This window comes from Orrella dioscoreae (genome assembly GCF_900089455.2).
Classification (GTDB): domain Bacteria; phylum Pseudomonadota; class Gammaproteobacteria; order Burkholderiales; family Burkholderiaceae_B; genus Orrella; species Orrella dioscoreae.
Genome location: NZ_LT907988.1, coordinates 4,820,668 through 4,841,840, shown reverse-complemented (window position 1 = coordinate 4,841,840; position 21,173 = coordinate 4,820,668). Strand labels below are relative to the sequence as shown.

17 protein-coding genes are annotated in these 21,173 nt (G+C 68.4%); 9 read left to right on the top strand and 8 right to left on the bottom strand.

What is annotated here, in order from left to right; all coding sequences use genetic code 11:
* Positions 1-34: 34 nt before the first annotated feature.
* Positions 35-955: an MBL fold metallo-hydrolase gene (locus tag ODI_RS22140; protein ID WP_082985470.1), complete on the bottom strand. Its 921-nt coding sequence runs from the start codon at positions 953-955 to the stop codon at positions 35-37.
* A 152-nt stretch (positions 956-1,107) separates the two neighbouring features.
* On the opposite strand from ODI_RS22140, the gene ODI_RS22135 reads away from it, so the two are divergent.
* Positions 1,108-1,974 carry a LysR family transcriptional regulator gene (locus ODI_RS22135; RefSeq protein WP_408635871.1) on the top strand — a complete coding sequence of 289 codons (867 nt, stop codon included), beginning with the start codon at positions 1,108-1,110 and terminating at the stop codon, positions 1,972-1,974.
* A 79-nt stretch (positions 1,975-2,053) separates the two neighbouring features.
* On the opposite strand, the gene ODI_RS22130 is transcribed toward ODI_RS22135, so the two are convergent.
* Positions 2,054-2,467 (bottom strand): DUF4168 domain-containing protein, encoded by a 414-nt coding sequence (locus ODI_RS22130; protein WP_067758395.1) that lies wholly within the window; start codon positions 2,465-2,467, stop codon positions 2,054-2,056.
* Between the two features lie 192 nt (positions 2,468-2,659).
* Here ODI_RS22130 and ODI_RS22125 point away from each other — a divergent pair, with 192 nt between their 5' ends.
* Positions 2,660-3,454, top strand: a complete 795-nt coding sequence (locus tag ODI_RS22125) for a tellurite resistance TerB family protein (protein ID WP_067758002.1) — start codon at positions 2,660-2,662, stop codon at positions 3,452-3,454.
* A 70-nt stretch (positions 3,455-3,524) separates the two neighbouring features.
* Here ODI_RS22125 and ODI_RS22120 read toward each other — a convergent pair whose 3' ends face one another.
* The gene (locus ODI_RS22120; protein ID WP_269460523.1) at positions 3,525-4,286 is read right to left on the bottom strand and encodes a FadR/GntR family transcriptional regulator; all 762 of its coding nucleotides are present in this window, start codon (positions 4,284-4,286) and stop codon (positions 3,525-3,527) included.
* 262 nt (positions 4,287-4,548) lie between these two features.
* Here ODI_RS22120 and ODI_RS22115 point away from each other — a divergent pair, with 262 nt between their 5' ends.
* On the top strand, positions 4,549-5,532 hold the full coding sequence (locus tag ODI_RS22115; RefSeq protein ID WP_067757996.1) for a Bug family tripartite tricarboxylate transporter substrate binding protein: 984 nt from the start codon (positions 4,549-4,551) through the stop codon (positions 5,530-5,532).
* A gap of 100 nt (positions 5,533-5,632) precedes the next feature.
* Here the strand turns inward: ODI_RS22115 and ODI_RS22110 are convergent, their stop codons facing one another.
* The 4 genes from ODI_RS22110 to kdgD form a co-directional block, all read right to left on the bottom strand.
* Positions 5,633-6,703 (bottom strand): porin, encoded by a 1,071-nt coding sequence (locus tag ODI_RS22110; protein WP_067757992.1) that lies wholly within the window; start codon positions 6,701-6,703, stop codon positions 5,633-5,635.
* Positions 6,704-7,104: 401 nt separating this feature from the next.
* The gene (gene ilvD / locus ODI_RS22105; RefSeq protein WP_067757989.1) at positions 7,105-8,964 is read right to left on the bottom strand and encodes a dihydroxy-acid dehydratase; all 1,860 of its coding nucleotides are present in this window, start codon (positions 8,962-8,964) and stop codon (positions 7,105-7,107) included.
* A 290-nt stretch (positions 8,965-9,254) separates the two neighbouring features.
* Positions 9,255-10,841 (bottom strand): aldehyde dehydrogenase (NADP(+)), encoded by a 1,587-nt coding sequence (locus ODI_RS22100; protein ID WP_067757986.1) that lies wholly within the window; start codon positions 10,839-10,841, stop codon positions 9,255-9,257.
* A gap of 116 nt (positions 10,842-10,957) precedes the next feature.
* On the bottom strand, positions 10,958-11,872 hold the full coding sequence (gene kdgD, locus ODI_RS22095) for a 5-dehydro-4-deoxyglucarate dehydratase (RefSeq protein WP_067757983.1): 915 nt from the start codon (positions 11,870-11,872) through the stop codon (positions 10,958-10,960).
* Positions 11,873-12,131: 259 nt separating this feature from the next.
* Between kdgD and garD the strand changes: the two genes are divergently transcribed.
* Both garD and ODI_RS22085 read left to right on the top strand, forming a co-directional pair.
* Complete coding sequence (gene garD / locus ODI_RS22090; protein ID WP_067757981.1) at positions 12,132-13,709, top strand: galactarate dehydratase; 1,578 nt, start codon at positions 12,132-12,134, stop codon at positions 13,707-13,709.
* Between the two features lie 118 nt (positions 13,710-13,827).
* A complete protein-coding gene (locus tag ODI_RS22085; RefSeq protein WP_067757979.1) occupies positions 13,828-14,877 on the top strand; it encodes an SMP-30/gluconolactonase/LRE family protein in 1,050 nt (349 codons plus the stop codon).
* Positions 14,878-14,939: 62 nt separating this feature from the next.
* Here ODI_RS22085 and ODI_RS22080 read toward each other — a convergent pair whose 3' ends face one another.
* Positions 14,940-17,387: a penicillin-binding protein 1A gene (locus ODI_RS22080; protein ID WP_082985459.1), complete on the bottom strand. Its 2,448-nt coding sequence runs from the start codon at positions 17,385-17,387 to the stop codon at positions 14,940-14,942.
* Between the two features lie 114 nt (positions 17,388-17,501).
* Here ODI_RS22080 and ODI_RS22075 point away from each other — a divergent pair, with 114 nt between their 5' ends.
* From ODI_RS22075 to ODI_RS22060, 4 genes are all read left to right on the top strand, one after another.
* Positions 17,502-18,113 (top strand): shikimate kinase, encoded by a 612-nt coding sequence (locus ODI_RS22075; RefSeq protein WP_067757976.1) that lies wholly within the window; start codon positions 17,502-17,504, stop codon positions 18,111-18,113.
* Entirely contained in the window at positions 18,110-19,237 is a 1,128-nt protein-coding gene (gene aroB, locus ODI_RS22070) for a 3-dehydroquinate synthase (protein ID WP_067757973.1), read from the top strand. The genes ODI_RS22075 and aroB overlap by 4 nt, the downstream gene beginning before the upstream one ends.
* Complete coding sequence (locus tag ODI_RS22065; RefSeq protein WP_082985458.1) at positions 19,234-20,442, top strand: deoxyguanosinetriphosphate triphosphohydrolase; 1,209 nt, start codon at positions 19,234-19,236, stop codon at positions 20,440-20,442. The genes aroB and ODI_RS22065 overlap by 4 nt, the downstream gene beginning before the upstream one ends.
* A gap of 73 nt (positions 20,443-20,515) precedes the next feature.
* The gene (locus ODI_RS22060; protein ID WP_067757970.1) at positions 20,516-21,169 is read left to right on the top strand and encodes a hypothetical protein; all 654 of its coding nucleotides are present in this window, start codon (positions 20,516-20,518) and stop codon (positions 21,167-21,169) included.
* Positions 21,170-21,173: the final 4 nt, after the last annotated feature.

Below are 21,173 nucleotides of genomic sequence, written 5' to 3'. Positions count from 1 at the left end.
CCCCCGCCTGATGTCATGGCGTGACGTCAGGGGGTCACTTCCATTGCATCTCGCCCTTGATGACCTTGGCGCTCAGTGCCAGCGACGTCTCGCCGCCCAGGTCCGGATAGCGGCGCTTGAGCGCGGCGATCAGCTCGGCGGCGTTGCCGGCCTTGGCGGCCTCCTCGTCGAAGGCGCGCAGATACGCGCGGGTGAAGTCCACCGCGGCCAGTCCCGTCGGAATGGCGCCGAGGAAGTGGCCGGGAATGACGGTTTCCGGCTGCAGCGCCGTGATGCGATCCAGCATGGCCAGCCAATGCTGGCGGGACGCCGGCGTCTGGGTGTCCGCGATCCAGACATGCTCGCCCGCCATGACCGGAATGCCCCCGGCCACGGTCCTGATCGAAGGGATCCAGACGACGCTGCGGTCGGGAGCCGGGCCATCCAGGCCGATGATGCGCAGCGTCTGGCCCTCCAGCGTCAGGGTGTCGCCTGGCAGGGCGTCGGGGACGATGAGCTGCCTGGGCGCATGCTCGCCCAGCTTCGGACCCCAGACCTTGAGCTTCTCGTCCTTGGTCACCTGGATGTGGGCGATGGTCTGCGGCGTGGCAAGAATGCGCGCGGCCGGGAAGGCCTGGCGCAGGGTATCGAGTCCGAAGTAGTAGTCCGGATCGCCGTGGCTGACATAGATGGTGGTCAGTCGCTTGCCGCTCGCCTTGATCCGGTCGGCCAGCTTGCGCGCTTGCTCCGCCGAGAACTGCGCGTCGATCAGGATGGCCTCGTGCTTGCCCTGCACCAGCACGGACGAGACGGCGAAGATCGCCGCCTCGCCAGGGTTGAAGACCTCGACGGTCAGTGCCTGCTGCGTGGCGCCGGGGCTGGAGGCGGGCTGGCCGGCTGCCTGGGCGGCGAGCGGGCCGCCGCCGGCCAGGAGGGTCATGGCGTAGGCCGCCAGGATACGGAGGGCTGTTTTCATGTCGCTGCATCTTTGCAAGACGGGTTCGTTCAGATGGGCCATCTTAGGGGGCGACGCTTGCAAGATAAATCCATACGATCTAAACAGGTCGTATGTCAAAAGCAAACAATAAAATCCATGCCGATCTCCCCGGGACGGGGAACCTCAACCGCTTGGCGTATTTCGTCGCGGTGGTGGAGGCCGGCACGTTCACCGCGGCAGCGGAGCGCCTCGGCATCACCAAGGCAGTGGTCAGCCAGCAGGTGGCCCGGCTGGAACGGCAGTTCCGGACCACGCTCCTGATCCGCAGCACGCGCAGGGTGCACGTGACCGAGGCGGGGGAAGCCTTTTACCTGCGTTGCGCGCAGATCCTGAAGGATGCCGATGCCGCGTTCGGCGCCTTGAGCGACGCTGCCAGCGAACCGTCAGGCGTGCTGCGCCTGACAGCGCCGTTCGACTATGGCGTGAGCGTGGTCGTCCCCGCGATTGCCGCCTTTTCAGAGGCCTATCCGCAGTGCAAGGTCGAAGCGCATTTCAGCGACCAGACGCTGGACCTGGCGTCCGGCGATCTCGACGTGGCGATCCGGGCGGGTTGGCTGACCGCGCAGCACCTGCAGGCCCGCCGTATCGGCGGCTTCGGACAGCGCATGGTGGCGGCGCCCCAATGGCGATCCCGGCTGCGGCATGTGGCGGCACCCGCGGACCTCGCCGCGCTGCCCCTCGTGGCCAACCTTGCGTTGCGCGATCCGACGAGCTGGACCTTTTCGCGGGACGCGTCGCAGCGGCAAAGCGTGGTGCTGCGTGCGGCGCTGTCGTTCAACGTCACCCTGGCGGTCCATGCGGCCACGCTGCAGGGCGCCGGCCTGTCCGTGCTGCCGGATTACGTCGTCGCCCAGGACTTGTCCGAGGGGCGGCTGATCGAAGTGCTGCCGCAATGGCACTTGCCGCGCGGCGACATCCACGCCGTCTTTCCCAGCGCGAGATACCGTCCGCCCAAGGTGCGCGCGTTCATCGACCTGCTGGCGCAGCGGCTGGATTGATCCGTCCGCGCAAACAAAAGGCCGCGCCGGAATCCCCCCGGCGCGGCCGCGTGGAACAGGCTGGGCCTGTTCCTGACGCTCAGCGTGTCGGCGCGACTGCGTCGGGCGCCATCTCCTGCACGCGCTGCTGCAGGTCCGGATTCTGCTGCACGGCCTGGCCGATGCCGTTGTACTCATCGACAGTCAGGCCATCGGCGCGCACCAGCGACACCATCTTTTCATCGGCTTCGCGCAGGACTTCCTGGCGCGCGGCGTCATCGGGCGCCGCTTCGAACTTGGGGCGGTATTCCTGGGCGACCATGGCCACCTTCTGGGAGGCGCCGGCGAACTTCTCCAGCTGCGCGTCCGAGGGGTTGGGGATGGCTGCCGGTTGCTGCATCGCCGGGGGTTGCTGCTGCGCGGCAGGCGCGCCGGTCTGCGCCACAGCCGCGCCACCCGCCAAGCTGGCAGCCAGGATGGCTGCGGGAAGAATTGCTTGCGTGAATCGCTTCATGGAACGACCTCCTTCGTTTGGATCAGGGGCTTCCATGATGGCAAGGCGCATGGGCGGGTTTCAAGTTTCGCGATGTGTTTTCCTGTGTCTGCAAGCTCCCGCCCCTGGGGAAAATAAAGGGGGACGGGATGATGGAACCTCAGTGCCTGACAGCTGTCTGAAAGCTCCGTTACGCATTTTTTGGAGGTCAAGTTGAGCGCACGTCAGTTACTGGACCAGCTCCTGCAATCCGGCCAAAGCCTCGCCCGCCAAGCCCAGCAGGGTGGCGGTGGCCAAGGCGGTCTCGGTGGGGGCCTCGGCGGCGCCCTGGGCAGCCTCGCCGGCCTGGCTGGCGGCAAAGGCGGCAAGTCCGAAGGCGGCGGCCTGTCCTCGCTCATGTCGGGGTTCGGCGGCGGCGCCTTGAGCGGTGGCGCGCTGGCCATGCTGCTGAGCAACAAGAAGGCCCGCAAGCTGGGCGGCAAGGCCGCGCTGTATGGCGGCATGGCCGCCCTGGGCGTGCTGGCCTACAAGGCCTATGGCAATTGGCAGAGCCAGCAGTCCGCGCAAGCCGCGGCCGGCCAGCCCCAGGCAGCGCCTGTCGCCCTGCCGGAACCCCAGACGATCGACCGCCTGCCGCCCGCCCAGGCCGAGCAGCACAGCTCGGCCATCCTGGTGGCCATGATCGGCGCAGCCAAGGCCGATGGCCATGTCGGCCAGGAGGAAACCCAGCAGCTGGAGGCCGAGCTCGTCCGCCTGAGCGGGGACGACGCCGATCGCCGCTGGCTGCATGACGAACTGGCCAAGCCCCTGGACCCCGCGGGCGTGGCGCGCGCGGCGCAGACGCCCGAGATGGCCGCCGAGATGTACCTGGCGAGCCTCCTGGTGGTGGACGAGGAAACCTTCATGGAGCGCGCCTATCTCGATGAATTGGCACGCCAACTGAAGCTCGAGCCCGGCCTGAAGGCCGAGCTGGAGGCGCAGGTGAAGGCGGCGGTGGCGCAGCAGTAAGGCTGCTGGCGGGCCTTGAAGCAAAACAAGCGGCGCCCTTGGGCGCCGCTTGTTTTCGCCTGGCTTGCCGTCAGGCCTTGCCCGCGCCGGGCATGGCCGATTCCTCGCTCATCTGGCGGCGGCGCTCACGGCTGTTGCCCAGGTGGATGCGCATGGCGGTGCGGGCCGATTCGGCATCGTGACAGGCAATGGCCGCGATGATGGATTCGTGCTCGGCATGCACGCGCTCGAGGTAGATCTCGGGCTGGATGTCGGCCACGGGCTGGCGCGCGATGCGGGCGCGCGGAATCACCGTCGAGCCCAGCGCGCCCAGCATGGCGCTGAAATGCAGGTTCTGCGTGGCGCGCGCGATTTCCAGGTGGAACTGGAAATCCGCGTGCACGGCGTCCTCGCCTGCCTGCACGGCTTGCCAGAACGCGGCCTGGGCCTCGCGCATGGCGCGCAGGTTGTCGTCGGTACGGCGCAGCGCCGCCAGCGCGGCGGCCTCGGCTTCCAGGCCGATGCGCAGCTCCAGCATGGCGATCACGTCATGCAGGGTTTCCAGCTGGTCGGCGGTGATGTGGAACGGGGCGCTGGTGCCGGGCCCGTTCACGAAGGTGCCCACGCCGTGTCGTGTCTGCATGAGGCCGGAGGCCTGCAGGCGCGAGATCGCTTCACGCACCACGGTCCGGCTGACGCCGAACTCGGCCATGATCTCGGCCTCGGTCGGCAGCTTGGCGCCCGGCGCAAGCGCGCCGCTGCGCACACGCATGGTCAGCTCGTCGACGAGCGCCTGGGCGAGATTGCGCGACTTGCGGGGAAAAGGGGAGGTCTGGGGGGCAGGGGGCGTCACGGGGCTCACTTTAGCAAAAAGCAGTGGCAAAAAGCGCGGGGCCCGCTTGCGGCTGGCCGGGCCGTGAGACATCCAGGGATGTACAGGCCAAGAATACGCCGGGCATTGTCGTACAACAAGAACACTTCAAATCAAACGCAGCCCGTATTTACCCTAAATTGATGCGAATTGCTCGGGACGAGTATGCTTTGCGCAAATCAAGTCATACGACAACGTACAAGATGCGTCAGTCGTGCCCCACCCTCAACAAGGAGACACGTTCATGGCATTTCCCTTCCTGCGCCGCGCCGGCGCCGCCCTCGTCCTGGCCGCGACCTGCGGCGCGGCCGCCCAGGCCGCCGAGTGGCCTGCCGGCAAGCCCATCACGCTGGTGGTCCCCTTTGCGGCGGGCGGCACGTCCGACGTGCTGGGCCGCACCATCGCCCAGGAACTGGGCCAGGCGCTGGGCCAGACGGTGCTGGTCGAGAACAAGGGCGGCGCCGGCGGTGTGCTGGGGGCCGACCAGGTGGCGCGTTCCAAGCCCGATGGCTACACGCTGCTGCTGGGCACCATCGCCACCCATGCCATCAACCCCTCGCTGTTGCCCAGCATCAACTATGACGCCGCCAAGGACTTCGCGCCGGTGATCCTGCTGGGCAGCATCGCCAACGTGCTGCTGGTGGGCGCCAACCAGCCCTACAAGTCGGTGCAGGACGTGGTGGCCGCGGCCAAGGCCGATCCGGACAAGATCGCCTTCGGCTCGGCGGGCCAGGGCACCTCGCAGCATCTGTCGGGTGAAGTGTTCAAGCAGCTGGCGGGCGCCTCGCTCACGCACGTGCCTTACCGCGGCAGCGCCCCGGCCATCCAGGACCTGATCGGCGGCCAGATTCCCACCTCGTTCGAAACGGCCCTGGTGGCCCTGCCGCACGTGCAAAGCGGCAAGGTCCGTGCACTGGCCGTGACCTCGGCCAAGCGCACCGACATCCTGCCGGATGTCCCGACGATGCAGGAAGCCGGCGTGGCGGGCTTCGACGTAAGCAGCTGGCAGGCCATCTACGCGCCGGCCAAGACCCCCGCGCCCGTGGTCGAGCGCCTGAACAAGGAGATCGCCGCCATCATCGCCAAGCCCGGCGTGGCCGAGAAGATGAAGGCGCTGGGCCTGGCCTACACGCCCAACTCGCCGGCCGAGTTCGCCACCTTCCAGCAGGCCGAGCAGGCGAAGTGGGCGAAGATCATCAAGGACGGCAACCTGAAGCTGCAGCAGTAGGCAGGGTGGGGGCGCGGTGATTGCGCCGCGCCTGTGAAAAAGGGCTGCCTCGCTGCAGCCCTTTTCTGTTGCCGGCACCGGACGGCGCCGGCGCAGGGCATCAGAAGATGTGCCGCATGCCCAGGGCCGCGCCCACGACGCTGCTGCGGCCGGAGATCTCGCCGCCCGCGGCGTCGCTGACCTTGTTGTAGTCCACCGTGCCGTACACCTGCGTGCGCTTGGACAGCGCGTATTCGGCCACGCCCACCAGCGCGTAGCGCCTGCCCTTGTCGCCGTCCACGACGATGTTCTTGCTCCTGTCGTAATAGGCCGCGCCGGTCAGCGTCCAGCTTCCGCCGGCCTGCCAGGTCACGCCCGCGAAATAGCCGTTGTCCTTGCGCTCGAGGTCGGCGGTGGTGGTGCCGCCCATGACGGCGTTGACCCAGCCGGTTTCGTCGCGGCCGTTGAAATAGCCCGCGAACACTTTCGCGCTGTCGAACTGGTAGGACGCGCTCAGGTTCCAGACGCGCTGGCGCGCGCTGGAGTCCGTGCCCGCGCGGGTGTGCTGGTAGGCGGCGCCCAGGCCCAGCTGGCCCACGGTGTAGCGCAGGCTGGCGCCCATCTGCTCGCCGGCCTTGCGGTCATCCCAATTGTCGCCATTGGCCCACGACGCCACCATGGCCAGGCCGCCCAGGGTGTTCGCGTAGCGCAGCGTGTTGTCGTTGCGCACGCGCCCCATGGCGGCGGGCAACCAGGAGTTCTCGTTGTAGTTGCCGACGGTCAGCGGATCGAAGTGATCGGCCATCAGGTCCTGGATGACGGTGTTCTGCCGGCCCAGGGTCAGGATGCCGAGTTCGCGGCCGTCCAGGCCCAGGTAGGCCAGGCGGTTGAAGGTCCTGCCGCTGTCGGACGCGCGGCCGTCCTGGATGTTGAAGCCCTGCTCCAGCCGGAAGAAGGCGCGGTTGCCGCCGCCCAGGTCTTCCGAGCCGCGCAAGCCCCAGCGGCTGTTGGAGATGGCGCCGTTGGCCAGGCCGACGCGGCTGCCGTCCGCGCCGGTGGCGCCGTCGCTGGTGTTGACGTAGCGGATGCTGACGTCGGCAATGCCATAGAGGGTCACGCTGGTTTCGGCCGAGGCGGCGCCGGCGGCCAAGCCGAGGCCGGCAAGCGTGAAGGATAGGGCGGTGCGTGTCATGGGGGCTTCTCCGGGTGTATAGATTTTTGATCCAGGGATGCGCCGGACAACCCACCGGGTGGACCCCCACGCCGCGCCTTCGGCTTGCTGCCCCCCGAGGGGGCCGCTTTTGCCTTGGGGCGGCCCGGCGGCAAAAGGAACGGGTTGCGTCATGCCGGTGGGCCCGGTTCCGGGGTGCGGAAGACAGGAACTGTTATCCCGGCGCCTGCTGGGCGACCGTATCGGCCGACGAGAAACGTAACAGGGGACCCATTGCGGTTCCATAGGTGGAAACCGGTATGGCAACCGTGTGGGAGGGGCTGTTCAGGACAGGCAGGGTTGCCGCGCCGCCCTCCGCTTGCCGGAGGGCGGGTACGAGCGCGCGGTCTTCGTGTGCCGGGCGGGCGCGAGCCCGCCTCGCATCAGTCTTCCAGCAGCGACAGGTCGCGCACGGCGCCCTTGTCGGCCGACATCACCAGCTTGGCATAGGCCTTCAGCGCCGCCGACACCTTGCGGGGGCGCGGCTTGGCGGGCTTCCAGCCCAGCGCGTCCTGTTCCGCGCGGCGGCGCGCCAGCTCTTCGTCGGAGAGCAGCACGTCGATCTTGCGGTTGGGGATGTCGATGCGGATCTTGTCGCCGTTGCGCACCAGGCCGATGGCGCCGCCGGCCGCGGCTTCGGGCGAGCAATGGCCGATGGACAGGCCCGAGGTGCCGCCCGAGAAGCGGCCATCGGTCAGCAGGGCGCATTCCTTGCCCAGGCCCTTGGACTTGATGTAGCTGGTGGGGTAGAGCATTTCCTGCATGCCCGGACCGCCCTTGGGGCCTTCGTAGCGCACGATGACGATGTCGCCGGCCTTGACCTGGTCGTTGAGGATGTTCTCGACGGCTTCGTCCTGCGACTCGGTGACATGGGCGCTGCCCTCGAAGACGAGGATGCTCTCGTCCACGCCGGCGGTCTTCACCACGCAGCCGTCCAGCGCGATGTTGCCCGTCAGCACGGCCAGGCCGCCTTCCTTCGAGAAGGCGTGCTCATGGGAGCGGATGCAGCCCTCGGCGCGGTCCAGGTCCAGGCTGGGCCAGCGCGTGGCCTGGCTGAAGGCCTGCTGCGTGGGCACGCCGGCGGGGCCGGCCAGGTAGAAGGTCTTCACCGCCTCGTCCTGCGTCAGCGTGACGTCCCACCGCGCCAGCGCGTCCTTCAGCGTGGGGGCGTGCACGGTGGGCACGTCGGTGTGCAGCTTGCCCGCGCGGTCCAGCTCGCCCAGGATGGCCATGATGCCGCCTGCGCGGTGCACGTCCTCGATGTGGTACTTGTTGGTGTTGGGCGCGACCTTGCACAGCTGCGGCACGATGCGCGAGATGCGGTCGATGTCGGTCATGCCGAAGTCGATCTCGGCTTCGCGCGCGATGGCCAGCAGGTGCAGGATGGTGTTGGTGGAGCCCCCCATCGCGATGTCCAGCGTCATCGCGTTCTCGAAGGCCTTGAAGCCCACCGAGCGCGGCAGCACGCGCACGTCGTCCTGTTCGTAATACTGGCGGGCCAGCTCGACGATGCGATGGCCGGCGCGCTTGAAGAGTTGTTCGCGGTCGGCGTGCGTGGCCACCACGGTGCCGTTGCCGGGCAGCGACAGGCCCAGCGCTTCGGTCAGGCAGTTCATCGAGTTGGCGGTGAACATGCCCGAGCACGAGCCGCAAGTGGGACAGGCCGAGCGCTCGACCTCGGCCACGTCGGCGTCCGAGTAGCGTTGGTCGGCCGCGATCACCATGGCGTCCACCAGGTCCAGCTTCTTGAATTCGATGGTCTTGGTGGCCGGGTTGGCCAGCTTCGTCTTGCCGGCTTCCATCGGGCCGCCCGACACGAAGATGACGGGGATGTTCAGGCGCATGGCGGCCATGAGCATGCCCGGGGTGATCTTGTCGCAGTTCGAGATGCACACCATCGCGTCTGCGCAGTGGGCATTGACCATGTACTCGACCGAGTCGGCAATGATGTCGCGGCTGGGCAGCGAATACAGCATGCCGTCGTGGCCCATGGCGATGCCGTCATCGACCGCGATGGTGTTGAATTCCTTGGCGACGCCGCCCGCGGCTTCGATTTCGCGCGCGACGAGCTGGCCGAGGTCCTTCAGGTGCACGTGGCCGGGCACGAACTGGGTGAACGAGTTGACGACGGCGATGATGGGCTTGGAGAAGTCTTCGTCTTTCATGCCGGTGGCGCGCCACAGGGAGCGCGCGCCCGCCATGTTACGGCCGGCGGTGGAGGTCTTGGAACGGTAAGTGGGCATCTTGTTGTCTGGGGCGGTGTCGCGGCCGCGTGGCGGCCGACAGGAAACGGAGGGGTGGAGGCCAAGGGAATGAAGGCCCCGCTCGCGCCCGTGCGAACAACCTCTTGAGCCGTACTCTGGGCAAACGCGGCATTATCGCGCATCCCTTGCAAGCGTGCTGCGGCAAGGCTGCGCGCCGCGCGCATGGCATGCACCGGATGAAAAAAAGCCCCCTTCGAGCGGAAGGGGGCTGCAAGTCCGCGCGATGCGCGGGACAAGGGGCTTGTGTGTCTGCGTATCCCGCCGCGTGCTTACTTGCCGGCTTGCAGCGTGCCGTCCACCAATCGCGGCAGGCCCAGCGGGTTTTCGCGCTTCAGGCCTTCGGGCAGCAGCGCGTCGGGCAGGTCCTGGTAGCAGACCGGGCGCAGGAAGCGGCGGATGGCCGTGGCGCCGACCGAGGTCGTGGCGCCGTTGGACGTGGCGGGGAAGGGGCCGCCGTGCACCATGGCGTGGCTGACTTCCACGCCGGTGGGGTAGCCATTGGCCAGGATGCGGCCGGCCTTGCGTTCCAGCACGGGCAGCAGCTCGCGGGCCTGGGCGATGTCGGCGTCGTCCACGAAGAGCGTCGCGGTCAGCTGGCCTTCCAGGTGCTCGGCGACGGCCTTGACCTGCGCGAGGTCCTTGCACGCGACGACCAGCGAGGCGGGGCCGAAGACTTCGGCTTCCAGTTCGCGCGAGGCCAGGAAGCGGTCGGCCTGGGCCGAGAACACGACCGGGCCGGCGGCGTTGCAGGCGGGGTTGGAGGCAGCGCCGCGGCCGATTTCCTTCACGTCGCCGTGCTTGGCCAGGGCTTGCGAGCCTTCTTCATAGGCGCTGAAGATGCCCGGGGTCAGCATGGTGGCGGCGCCCTTGTCGGCGACGGCCTTGGCGGCGGCGTCGCGGAAACGGTCCAGCGCCGGACCTTCGATGCCGATGACCAGGCCGGGGTTGGTGCAGAACTGGCCCACGCCCATCGTCAGCGAGTCGACGAAGCCGCGTGCGATGGCGTCGCCACGCGCTTCCAGCGCGGCGGGCAGCAGGAACACGGGGTTGATGCTGGACATCTCGGCGTAGACGGGGATCGGCACGTCGCGGGCATTGGCGGTGGCCAGCAGGGCCAGGCCGCCACGGCGCGAGCCGGTGAAGCCCACGGCCTGGATGGCGGGATGGGCGACCAGGGCGGTGCCGATCTCGTTGCCCGAGCCGAACATCAGCGAGAACGTGCCTTCGGGCAGGCCGTGCTTGGCGACGGCGGCCTGGATGGCGCGGCCCACCAGTTCCGAGGTGCCGGGGTGGGCGTTGTGCGCCTTCACGATGACGGGGCAGCCGGCGGCCAGGGCCGAGGCGGTGTCGCCGCCGGCGACGGAGAAGGCCAGCGGGAAGTTGCTGGCGCCGAAGACGACGACCGGACCCATCGGCACGTTGGCCAGGCGCAGGTCGGCGCGCGGCAGCGGCTGGCGCTCGGGCAGGGCGGGGTCGATGGTGGCGTCCAGGAAGTAGCCGTCGCGGATCACGCGCGCGAACAGGCGCAGCTGGCCGACGGTGCGGCCGCGCTCGCCCTGCAGGCGGGCCAGCGGCAGGCCGGTTTCCAGGTGGGCGCGTTCGGGCAGCGCATCACCCAGGTCCAGGATGTTCTGGGCGATGGTTTCCAGGAACTGCGCGCGGGTCTCCAGCGGCACGTTGCGATAGACGTCGAAGGCGGCCTGGGCCAGCTCGGCGGCGCGGTTCACGTCGGCGGCGGTGCCGGCGGGAAAGCCCGGCTCCAGCTTCTCGCCGGTGGCGGGGTTGATGGCATGCAGGGGGCGGCCTTCACCGCGCACGGTTTGCGCGCCGATGAGCATGTTGCCGGTCAAAGACATGGTCGATCTCCTGGTTGGGCGTTCCAGGCGCGCCAGGCCCGAGGGCCGGCGCCGCGCGGAACGTGGCGAAAACGAAAAAGCCCCCGAGGCGGGGGCGTGAGGCAGGCGGGAGAGCCTTACTGCGGACCGAGCTTGCGGATGAGGACGTCGAGCATGGCGACTTCCTCTTCGGTGAGGTCGGTCAGGGGCGCGCGGACGGGGCCGGCATCATGGCCGACGAGCTTGGCGCCCGCCTTGACGATCGACACGGCGTAGCCGGCCTTGCGGTTGCGGATGTCGAGGTAGGGCAGGAAGAAGTCGTCGATGAGGCGGTTGGTGGTCTCGCTGTCACCGGCGGCGATGGCGCGGTAGAACGCCATGGCGGTCTTGGGGATGAAGTTGAAGACGGCCGAGGAGTAGACGGGCACGCCGAGTGCGCGGTAGGCGGCGGCGTAGACTTCGGCGGTGGGCAGGCCGCCGAGGTAGGAGAAGCGGTCGCCAAGCTTGCGGCGGATGCTGACCATGGCTTCGATCTCGCCGATGCCATCCTTGAAGCCGACGAGGTTGGGGCACTTGTCGGCCAGGCGCACGAGGCTGTCGGCGTTCAGGCGGGACTGGGCGCGGTTGTAGACGATGATGCCCATGTTGGGCACGGCCTTGCAGACCTGTTCGACGTGTGCGGCGATGCCATCCTGGGCGGCTTCGGTCAGGTAGTGGGGCATGAGCAGCACGCCCTTGGCGCCCTGGCGCTCGGCTTCCTGGGCGTAGGCGATGGCGGTGCGGGTGGGGCCGCCTGCGCCGGCGAGGATGGGCACGCCCTTGGAGTGCTGGACGGCGGTGCGCACGACGTCGGAGTATTCCTGGGGAGCCAGCGAGAAGAACTCACCCGTGCCGCCGGCGGCGAACAGCGCGGTGGCACCGTAGGGGGCCAGCCATTCCAGGCGGGCGGCATAGGTCTTGGCGTTGAAGTCGCCGTTCTTGTCGAAGTCGGTAATCGGGAAGGAGAGCAGGCCTTCCGAAACGATTGCCTTGAGTTCCTGAGGAGTGGTCATGACTGAAGCGTCCGTATGGGGCCGAATCGAATGGTCGAGTCGGCCCGGGTAGGGCGGCGCCTTGCACCGGCCGCCAAAAGGTATGTCATCGTACAACAGGAATCCTGAGGCCTCAAGCCTGCAGGTCGTGGGAAAACTGCCACACATAGGGAAATCCCATGGTTGGACGTCTGGATAACCTCAGAATAGTGGTTTGGTTGTACGATAACGAGGCGGCGTGCTGGCGAGCTGTCGCGCTCAAGCCAATAAAGGAATCTCCATGTCGGTCGTAGTCGGGCAAGCCCCTTTGCTCATCAAGGTCCATCCTCTGGACAACGTTGCCATCGTCGCCAACGACGGAGGCCTGCCCGCGGGCACCACGCTGCCTGGCGGCCTCGCGCTCGTCGAGGCCGTGCCGCAGGGCCACAAGGTCGCGCTGGTCGACTTCGCGCCCGGCGACGCGGTCATGCGCTACAACGTGGTGGTGGGCTATGCCGCGCAGGCCCTGCCGCGCGGCAGCTGGGTGAACGAGCGCGTCACCACCATGCCCACTGCGCCCGAACTGGATGACAAGCTGCCCATCGCCACGCGCAAGGGGGAAGCGCTGCCGCCGCTGGAAGGCTATACCTTCGAGGGCTACCGCAACGCCGACGGCACCGTCGGCACGCGCAACATCCTGGCCATCAGCACCACCGTGCAATGCGTGCAGGGCGTGGTCGAGCACGCGGTGCGCCGCATCCGCGAGGAAATGCTGCCGCGCTATCCGAACGTGGACGACGTGGTCGGCATCGAGCACACCTACGGCTGTGGCGTGGCCATCGACGCACCCGGCGCGGCCGTGCCCATCCGCACGCTGCACAACATCAGCCGCAATCCGAACTTCGGCGGCACCACCATGGTGGTGAGCCTGGGCTGTGAGAAGCTGCAGCCCGATCGCCTGCTGGCGCCGCGCGCCATTCCCATCCGCGCCGGCGAAGGCATGCCGGGCGCCGATGCGGTCGAGACCATCGTGCTGCAGGACGAGGCCAACGTCGGCTTCCAGTCGATGATCGATTCCATCATGCAGACGGCCGAGCGCCACCTGCAGAAGCTGAATGCGCGCAAGCGCGAAACCTGCCCCATCTCCGACCTGGTGGTGGGCGTGCAGTGCGGCGGCAGCGACGCCTTCTCGGGCGTGACCGCCAACCCGGCGCTGGGTTTCGCGGTGGACCTGCTGGTGCGCGGCGGCGCGGCCGTGATGTTCTCGGAGAACACCGAGGTGCGTGATGGCATCGACCAGCTCACCGCACGCGCAGCCACCCCCGAGGTGGCCGAGGCGCTGGTGCGCGAGATGGCCTGGTACGACGCCTACCTGGAACGCGGCCGCGCGGACCGCAGCGCCAACACCACGCCCGGCAACAAGAAGGGCGGGCTGTCGAACATCGTCGAGAAGGCGATGGGCTCCATCGTGAAGTCGGGCACCACGCCCATCACCGGCGTGCTGTCACCCGGAGACCGGCTGGCGCAGAAGGGCCTGATCTTCGCCGCGACGCCCGCCAGCGACTTCATCTGCGGCACCCTGCAACTGGCCGCGGGCATGACGCTGCATGTGTTCACCACCGGCCGCGGCACACCCTATGGCCTGGCGCAGGTGCCGGTCGTGAAGGTGGCCACGCGCTCGGACCTGGCGCGCCGCTGGCATGACCTGATGGACGTGAACGCCGGGCGTATCGCCACCGGCGAGGCCACCATCGAGGATGTGGGTTGGGAGCTTTTTCACCTGATGCTGGACGTGGCCAGCGGCCGCAAGCAGACCTGTGCCGAGAAGCTGAAGCTGCACAATGCGCTGGCGCTTTTCAACCCGGGACCGGTGACCTGACTGCGCGTTGCGGTCCGGGCTTGGTCTGGTTGGGCCGCGCACGATTTTCCAGGCGGCCTGTCTTGCGACAGGCCGTTTTTCTTCCTGCCATCGCAACATCGAAAAAGAGGAGACATCGATGGACAGCACCGATCTGACGCAACCCGGCCGGCGCCGGCTGATGGGGGCGGCCCTGGCCGCCGCACCCGTGGGCATGGTTCAGGCGCAGGCGTTTTCCTTCACGCCCAACCAGCGCTATCCCGACCCGGCGGTGCGCATCCTGGACCCTGAGTTCGCCAAGTACCGCATCTACAGCAGCAGCGTGGAGCAGCTGGCCACGGGCTTTCGCTGGGCCGAAGGGCCGGTGTGGGTGGGCGATGGCCGCTACCTGCTGTTCTCGGACATTCCCAACGACCGCATCATCCGTTGGGACGAGACGACGGGCGAGGCCAGCGTCTTCCGTCATCCGGCCAATTTCAGCAACGGCCTGGCGCGTGACAGGCAAGGCCGCCTGCTGGTGTGCGAGCACCTGACGCGCCGCGTGACCCGCACGGAATACGACGGCAGCATCACCGTGCTGGCCGACCGTTATGAAGGCAAGCGTTTCAACTCACCCAACGACATCGTGTGCCGCAGCGATGGCTCCATCTGGTTCACGGATCCGCCCTTCGGCATCGGCGGGCACTGGGAAGGCGAGAAGGCCACGCCCGAACTGCCGCACGGGCTCTATCGCATCGCCCCCGACGGCAAGCAGGTCACGCGCCTGCTGGACGATTTGGCCGGCATCAACGGCCTGTGCTTCTCGCCGGACGAGAAGGTGCTGTACGTGGTGGAAGGACGGCGCCAGCCGTCGCGCGGCATCTGGGCCTATGACGTGGGCGCCGACGGCACGCTCTCGAACAAACGCCTGCACATCGACGCCAACGGCCCCGGCGCCATCGACGGCATCAAGTGCGACGAGGCGGGCAACCTGTGGTGCGGCTGGGGCAGCAGCGGCGCGCCCGAGGCCAAGCCCGAGGAGCTGGACGGCGTGATGGTCTTCAATCCCGCGGGCAAGCCCATCGGCCACATCCGCCTGCCCGAGCGCTGCGCCAACCTGTGCTTCGGCGGCGCGAAGCGCAACCGGCTGTTCATGGCGAGCAGCCATTCGCTGTATGCCTTGTACGTGGAGACGCGCGGGGCGGTCTGACAGGCGCAAGCCGTGCCGCGCAATGAAAGAGGGCGGCCTTGCTGGCCGCCCTCTTTCATTCGTCATGGCGTGACGTGCTGTCCTTCGCGCCAGGGCGGGTTGCCGTCCTGCGACAACTCGGGCGGGGTGGGGCCGCCACCGCCGATCAGGTTGTTCAGGAAGTCGCCCAGCGAGTCCGGCTCGGGCAGGCCCAGGCGGGCCACGGCCTGGCCGGGCGGGAATTCGGAGAAGTAGAACTCGCCGCCGTCCACGATCAGGCCGTCGGGACGTGTGCGCTGCTGCTCCGGCACGCCCTTCAGGGCCGTCTGCATGTAGTTCACCCAGATCGGCATCGAGGCGCCGCCGCCCGTCTCGCGCGAGCCGAGCGAACGCGGCTGGTCGTGGCCCATCCAGGCGATGCCCACCAGCGACGGCGTGTAGCCGGCGAACCAGGCGTCGACCGAGTCGTTGGTGGTGCCCGTCTTGCCGGCGATGTCGCCGCGCTTCAGGATGGCGCGGGCGCGCGCCGCCGTGCCCGAGGTGGCCACGCCACGCAGCATGTCGTCCATGACGTAGGCGGTGCGCGGGTCGATGGCGCGTGCCGCGGCGTCGCCGGCCACCGTGGGACGCGATTGCATGATGGTGCGGCCGGTCGCGTCGGTGACGCGGTCGATCAGGTAGGGCGTGATGCGGTAGCCGCCATTGGCGAAGACCGAGTAGCCGCCCGCCAGTTGCAGCGGGGTGACCTGGCCCGCGCCCAGCGCCATCGGCAGCACGGCGGGCTGGCGCGACTTGTCGAAGCCGAAGCGGGTCACGTAGTCCTGCGCATACTGCGGCGTGATGGCCTGCAGGATCCGGATGGACACCATGTTCTTCGACTTGTACAGCGCGTTGCGCATCGTCAGCATGGGTTCGTAGGCGCCGCCGTAGTTCTTCGGCGACCAGGCCCGCGAGCCGGTCTGCGCGGCCGTCATCTCGAAGGGCATGTCCGAGATCTGCGTGGCGGGCGTCAGGCCGCGCTCCAGCGAGGCCGCATAGATGAAGGGCTTGAAGCTGGAGCCCGGCTGGCGCCAGGCCTGCGTCACGCGGTTGAAGTTGCCACGGTTGTAGTCGAAGCCGCCGATCATGGCGCGGATGGCGCCGTCCTGCGGCACGACCGACACGAAGGCCGCCTGCACCGAAGGCATGTTCAGGATTTCCCAGTCGTCGCCGTTCTTGTGCAGGTAGACCACCGAGCCGCGGCGCAGGCGCGCCTCGGGCTTGGCGCGGTCATTCAGCGCGCGCGCCACGATGGCGATGGACTTCTTGTCGTTGATCACCACGGTTTCGCGCGAGCTTCGCGCCACGCGGACTTCCGTGGGGCTGGCCGCCAGCACGACGCCGGTCAGCATGTCCTGGCTGTCGGGGTACTTGTCGAAGACCGGGTCCAGGAATTCGTCCAGCGCCGCCGCGTTGTTCTCGATGCCGGCGGGCATCTCCAGCTGTTCTTCGGGGCCGGGGTAGGGCGCGCGGCGGGTGTAGTCCATGATGCCTTCGCGCACGGCGCGATAGGCGGCCTCCTGGTCCTTGGAGGTGACGGTGGTGTAGATGTTCAGGCCGCGCGAATAGACGTTGTCCTGGTACACGCCGTAGAGCAGCTGGCGCGCCAGTTCGGCGACGTATTCGCCGTGGATGGCGTAGCCGCCGGCGGGCGTGCCCTGGGCCGAGCGCAGCTCGATCTTCTCGGCCATCGCGGTCTTGTATTCGTCGGACGTCAGGTAGCCCAGCGATTGCATGCGGCCCAGCACATAGCGCTGGCGCAGCTCGGCGCGCGGGAAGTTGGCGATGGGGTTGAAGCGCGAGGGCGCCTTCGGGATGCCGGCCAGCATGGCGGCCTCGGCGGCGGTGACTTCCGCCAGCGGCTTGCCGAAATAGGTGCGCGAGGCCGCCGCGAAGCCGTAGGCGCGATGGCCCAGGTAGATCTGGTTCATGTACAGCTCGAGGATCTGGTCCTTGGTGAGCTGCGATTCGATCTTGAACGTGAGCAGCAGTTCGTAGAACTTGCGCGAATAGGTCTTTTCCGAGGACAGGTAGAAATTGCGCGCCACCTGCATGGTGATCGTGCTGGCCCCCTGGCTCTTGGACATGTTGATGATGTTGGTCAGGCCGGCGCGGGCGACCCCCATCCAGTCGATGCCGCCGTGCTGGTAGAAACGGTCGTCCTCGGCCGCGAGCACCGCCGACTTCATCACGTCGGGAATCTCGTTGAAGCGCAGGACGTTGCGGCGTTCCTCGCCGAATTCCCCGATCAGGACGTTGTCCGCCGTGAAGACGCGCAGCGGCACCCGCGGGCGGTAGTCCGTCATGGCGTTCAGGTCGGGCAGGTTGGGCCAGGCCAGCGCAAGCGCCATCCCGACCAGCAATGCACCGCACAGGCCCAGGCCGGCGAAGAAAATGGCGCTTTTGACCAGGAAGCGGGTGATCCACGAGCCGGAGGAGGCCGCCGGGGCCTCGTCGCGCTTGTTGGTACGGGGGGAGGGGGTTTTGCTCATCGCCAGCGATTTTACGGGGTAGCTTACATAGACACCCGGGTAGGCCAGAGGTTTCTGTAACCGAATCGTTCAGTGTAGCGCCCCGGCAACTCCGCGCAGTGTGATAATGCCGGGATGAACGCGCTTTCGAGTCCCTGCCCTGACGCGGCACCGGCCCCCGACCCCGTCCCCCAGCCGCCGGCCGAGACCGTGTCGCTGCCTCATGACCTGCCCATCATCCTGGTGGGCATGATGGGCGCGGGCAAGACCACCATCGGCCGGGGCCTGGCCCGTGCGCTGGGCCGCGAATTCCTGGACCTGGACCACGAACTGGAAGCGCGCTGCGGCGTCCGGATCCCCACCATCTTCGAGATCGAGGGCGAAACGGGCTTTCGCAAGCGCGAGTCCGCCGCGCTGGCCGCCTGCGTCGCGCGCCGCGGCATCGTGCTGGCCACGGGCGGCGGCGCCGTCCTGGCCGAGGCCAACCGCCAGGCCCTCAAGACGTCCGGCATCATCGTCTATCTACGGGCCAACGTCGATGAACTGTATCGCCGGACCTGCCGTGACCGGAACCGGCCGCTGCTGGCCACCCCGAATCCCCGCGCCACGCTGGCCAGCCTGCTGACCCAGCGCGAGCCGCTCTACCAAGAGGTGGCGGACCTGATCGTGGAAACCGGCGCCATGCCCGTGCCCACCGTGGTCAAGACCATCCTCCCCCTGCTGCAAGATTGCGAGAAACGACTATGACGACCGTTGCCGTGGACACGCCGGGCGGCCAATACCCCATCCATATCGCCCCGGGCAGGCTGGACGCCCTGGCGCAGAGCATTCCGGCCGACGCCACCGCGGTGGCGCTGGTCACCAATCCCACCATTGCGGCGCTGTATGCCGAGCGGGCCGAGGCCGCGCTGGCCAGGACGGGCAAGCGGGTGGTGCGCATCGAGCTGCCCGATGGCGAGGCGCACAAGGATTGGCAGACCCTGAACCTGATCTTCGACGGCCTGCTCAGCCACCGCTACGACCGCAAGGGCGTGCTGGTGGCGCTGGGCGGCGGCGTGATCGGCGACATGTGCGGCTTCGCCGCCGCGTCCTATATGCGTGGCGTGCGCTTCGTGCAGGTGCCCACCACGCTGCTGGCCCAGGTCGATTCCTCGGTGGGCGGCAAGACCGGCATCAACCATCCGCTGGGCAAGAACATGGTCGGCGCCTTCCACCAGCCGGTGGCGGTGGAAATCGATACCGACGTGCTGCGCACCTTGCCGGCGCGCGAGATCTCGGCCGGCCTGGCCGAGGTCATCAAGTACGGCCTGATCCTCGACGCGCCGTTCTTCGAATGGTGCGAAGCCAACGCGGCCGCGCTGCGCGCGCTGGACCCGCAGGCGCTCACCTACGCCATCCAGCGTTCCTGCGAACTGAAGGCCCATGTGGTCTCGCAGGACGAGCGTGAGTCGGGCCTGCGGGCCATCCTGAACCTGGGCCACACCTTTGGCCACGCCATCGAGGCGGGCCTGGGCTATGGCGAGTGGCTGCATGGCGAGGCCGTGGGCTGTGGCATGGTGCAGGCCGCCGAGCTGTCGGCGCGCGTCACCGGCTTTCCCGCGGCGGACGTGGCGCGCGTGCGCGCGCTGGTCGATGCCATCGGCTGCCCGGTGGTGTCGCCCGACCTGGGCGCGGACCGCGCGCTGGACCTCATGCGCGTGGACAAGAAGGCCGAGGGCGGCGAGATCCGCTTCGTGCTCTTGCCTGAAATCGGCCGCGCGGTGACGCAGCGCGCGCCGGAGGCGGCGGTGCGCGAGGTGCTGGCGCTGACCTCCTGCCTGCCTGTCGAACAGGCCATCAACCTGGATCCCCAGCAAGCGAGCCCAGCATGACCGGGACGGCCGACGTGATTGCAACGAAGGCCGTCCCTGCGGCCACCCCCGCGGCTGGCGCGCCTCCGCCAGCGGGCCTGGCGCCCTACGCCTGCGACCCCGCGCGCACCCGCGGCCGCCAGCATCCCGAGGCCGCGCCCGCCAACCGCAGCGAGTTCCAGCGCGACCGCGACCGCATCATCCACGCCAACGCCTTCCGCCGCCTGGAATACAAGACCCAGGTCTTCGTGAACCACGAGGGCGATCTCTTCCGCACGCGGCTCACGCACAGCCTGGAAGTGGCGCAGATCGCCCGCACGCTGGCGCGCAGCCTGCGCCTGAACGAAGACCTGATCGAGGCCATCGCGCTGGCGCACGATCTGGGGCACACCCCTTTCGGCCATGCCGGGCAAGATGAGCTGAACGCCTGCATGCGCGAGCGCGCGCCCGAGGCGGGCGGCTTCGAGCACAACCTGCAAAGCCTGCGCGTGGTCGACGAACTCGAAGAGCGCTATGCGGCCTTCAACGGCCTGAACCTGTGCTTCGAGACGCGCGAGGGCATCCTGAAGCATTGCTCGGTGGCCCATGCGCGGCTGCTGGGCGAAGTGGGCCAGCGTTTCCTGGACCGCAGCCAGCCTTCGGTCGAGGCGCAACTGGCCAACCTGGCCGATGAGATCGCCTACAACAACCACGACATCGACGACGGCCTGCGATCGGGCCTGATCACGCTGGACGGCTTGCTGGAGCTGGAGGGGTTTGCGCGTCACTATCGCGGCGTCGAAGCCCAGTATCCCGGGCTGCCGGCCAAGCGCCTGACGACCGAGACGATCCGCCGCATGATCAACGCGTTCATCACCGACCTGACCGCGTCCACGGCCGGGCGCATTGCCGACGCCGATCCGCGCAGCGTCGACGACGTGCGCGGCAGCCCGGCGCTGGCGGGGTTCTCCGAACCCGTGCGCCGCGAAGCCGAGGAACTCAAGCGTTTCCTGTTCGCCAATCTGTACCGCCATTTCAAGGTCATGCGCATGACCACGAAGGCGCGGCGCATCGTGCGAGAGCTGTTCAACGCCTTCCTGGACGAACCGCGACTGCTGCCCCCGGATTACCGGCGCAGGGGCGGCACCGCGCAGGCCCGCGCCATTTCTGATTACATTGCCGGCATGACCGACCGCTACGCCATCCGCGAGCACCGGCGGTTGTTCCACATGGACGAATCGATCTGACCGGGTCGATCCCGACCAGGTCACGTTGGCCCACGCGTTCCACCGCGTCCGCAGGACGACAGAGGAGACCCGCATGTCATCACGACGCAAGCCCCATTCTTCCCTGCCTGCCGCCCTGGCGGTTGCCGCCTTGCTCGCCGGCCTGGCCGGCGGCGCCCAGGCGCAGGACCAGCAATCCCTGCCGCCCGCGCCCACTGGCACGCCGCTGACGGTGCATGGCAACGTCGAAGGCCCCAACCGGCTGGTGATCGTGCAGGTGTGCGAACCGCAAGCCGCCTGCCGCCTGTTCTTCGTCGATACGCTCAAGCAGGATGACGTGCCCGCGCTGGTGCTGCGCCAGCGCGGCCAGGGCCGGCCTGGCACCGATCCCTCGGTGACGGTGCAGGCGCTGTGCGCCGGCAATTGGGTGGCGGCGGTGCACGCGGGCTCGGGCAACGAACTGTCGCAAGGCCTGGTGTGCGGCTACCCCACCGAGCTGGCCGCGCTGCAGGCGGCCTTCAGCGCGTGTGAAAAGCAGGGCGGCCGCAAGTGCGGCGCCGGTTCGCCACTGCGCGTGAGCTGGGGCCGCTGGGATGGCCGCAACCTGCCAGGGCGCGATGAGGCGCCGGGCAAGCTCTATGACGTGTGGACGGGCGATGGCGCGCAGCGTTGCGAGCTGGACGCGGGCAAGCCACTTGCCTGCGAGCCCGCCACGCAGGAGATCCTGCGCAAGGCGGGCGTGCTGTAAAGCC